Below are 2,338 nucleotides of genomic sequence, written 5' to 3'. Positions count from 1 at the left end.
GCGTTGTGGCATTGATAATGGGCACAATGTCCATTTATTGAGTTTACATTCCCTTTTCAATAAACCAGCACAAGACCCGGGGCAAAGGCCCCGGGTCTTGTGCTAAATATTGATAAATCAGATCATATTTGCTAAATACCTTGCAATTCCGGCGGATCATCTGCAGCAACATCTGGGTACTTCTCCGGAACACCCGGCTTTGCAAATAGGATACCACTACAGGATTGGTTTCGTGGAAATCCTTGATTGGGAAGATATTCAGCTTGTCCTTCCGCTCCTGATTTAATTTCAGTACGCCGGGAAGATACATGGTCAGGCAGAAGCTGGCCGTATAATCCCGCGTGGACATCATGTGATGCAGGTCTGGGTGGCTGGAAACATGGACACAGTCGAGACTGGCCCCGATTTTTTCCAGATGCCGCTTTAGCAGCATACTGGAATTGAAGTATGGCAGGTTGAGCGCAAAAGGCATCTGCTGAAAATTTCGCAGGACAGCGCCTTCCGTCAGCCATATCTGCTTGCAAGCGGGATACAACTCCGGAAAATATTGGCGGAGCATATTGTCGTTGACCACCAAGTATAGCTTTTCCTGCAAGATCACTGTGGATGTAAGAAAGCGAGAAGGCGTGCCCGGCATACCCACGACCATCATATCCAGACGGTTGTTCAACACCATCTCCTGCAATTCCGGCGAAGCTGCACTGACGATACGCAGATGCACATCTGGAAAAGCATTTTTAAAATCGCTGATGAGGTTGGGCATCAAAATACGGAATCGTCCTTCCGTAGTTCCCAAAGTAATTTCTCCGCCTCGATCCTCCCGCAAATTACGCTCCAGCGATTTCACTTGGCACAGCGCTTCATACATAGATTGTCATGCCGAAGTCAACCGGAAAGAAGGCTTGCGCTCAAACAGGGTTATACCAAAATCCGCTTCCAAATTGGACAGATATTTACTCAAATTCTGGTGAGAAATGAATAGACGTTCCGCCGCACGGGTCATATTGCCCTCCTCGGCCAGAACTAGAAAGTAATGATAATTGGTAAACATGAGATTCATCCCTCCTTCTTTAGCTTGCTATACTGTCCGGAAAAGCTCAAGCGTTTTAAGCATAAACGCTGTAAAAGTATGGCAATTTCTCGTTCTGCAAAAATTTATAAGGGAGTTCTGTGATAAAGGCAGCAAAAGCTTGTAAAAAGGAGCATGACTGTAAAGTCATACTCCTTTTCATATATTGTATACCAGGAAACCATTCGGGTATATCCATCAGCGTCAGACCAATCCAGTGAGCAAGATAGTTCATCTCGTTTCGCGGTCAAAACGTCCTTTTCAGATTTCATCTGCCGCAGAGATAAGGGAGGTAGATTCGGAATGTCGATAATCAGGTATGCAATCCACTTATGCTTTTCCGTGTCATGCTCTCCCCTGCACCTGAACTCTCAGCTCTCATTCCAGCAGCGCTGCAAACTCATCCTCCGTCAGCACGGGGATCCCCAGCTCCCGCGCCTTTTGAAGCTTGCTTCCTGCGGCGTCCCCCGCCACCACATAGGCCGTCTTCTTAGACACGGAGGTGGAAGCCTTCCCCCCCCGGGCCTGAATCATCACCTCGGCAGACTTGCGGTCGAACCGGGTCAGCGTACCGGTGAGAACGAAGGTTTTTCCCGCGAAGCGGTCGTCCACCGCCTCTTCCGTGCAGGTTGTATTCACTCCGGCGCTGCGGAGCTTTTGCAGCAGGTCCTGCGATTGAGGGCTTGCAAGCCAGTCCAGAATGAACTGAGCCGTGACGGCCCCCACGCTGTCAATGCATGTCAGATCTTCCGGTGTGGCGCGCTCCAGCGCGTCAAGCGTTCTAAAATGCTGTGCCAACACCCGCCCTGCTTTTTCACCCACCTGCCGGATGCCCAGCGCGTAGAGCAGCTTCCCAAGGTCATTTCCCTTGGATTTCTCGATGGCGGCCACCGCGTTGGACGCGGACTTCTCTCCCATGCGCTCTAACTGTGCAAAGTCCTGCTCCGTCAGTCCATAGAGGTCGGCGGCGGAGTGAATCAGCCCGGTTTCAATCAATTGTTGAAGCACGGCGGGTCCAAGACCGTCGATGTCCATGGCGTCCCGGCTGACAAAGTGCGTAATATTGCGCAGAAGCTGAGCCGGGCATTCCGCGCCGGTGCAGCGAACAGCCGCCCCGTCTTCATCCCGCGTTACAGGTGCGCCGCAAACCGGGCAGTTTTTTGGCAGCTCATAGGGAATCGTCCCTTCCGGCCGCTTGGAAACGTCCACTTCCACGATTTCGGGGATAATCTCTCCCGCCTTCTGGACCAATACGGTGTCGCCCACGCG

3 protein-coding genes are annotated in these 2,338 nt (G+C 51.7%); all 3 read right to left on the bottom strand.

Annotation, left to right across the window (positions count from 1 at the left end; translation table 11 throughout):
* Positions 1-43: 43 nt before the first annotated feature.
* Positions 44-868, bottom strand: coding sequence for a LysR family transcriptional regulator substrate-binding protein (locus tag B2W96_RS06040; RefSeq protein WP_293009388.1), 825 nt, complete (start codon positions 866-868; stop codon positions 44-46).
* A gap of 6 nt (positions 869-874) precedes the next feature.
* The gene (locus B2W96_RS06035) at positions 875-1,051 is read right to left on the bottom strand and encodes a helix-turn-helix domain-containing protein (RefSeq protein WP_293009387.1); all 177 of its coding nucleotides are present in this window, start codon (positions 1,049-1,051) and stop codon (positions 875-877) included.
* A 396-nt stretch (positions 1,052-1,447) separates the two neighbouring features.
* Positions 1,448-2,338 (bottom strand): helix-hairpin-helix domain-containing protein (locus B2W96_RS06030; protein WP_293009386.1); only part of this gene is annotated, 891 nt, incomplete at its 5' end.

It is taken from the genome of Oscillibacter sp. UBA6647 (assembly GCA_002455655.1).
Classification (GTDB): Bacteria; Bacillota; Clostridia; order Oscillospirales; family Oscillospiraceae; genus Oscillibacter.
The sequence above is the reverse complement of the archived record's forward strand: the minus strand, read 5'-3'. Positions and strand labels throughout refer to the sequence as shown.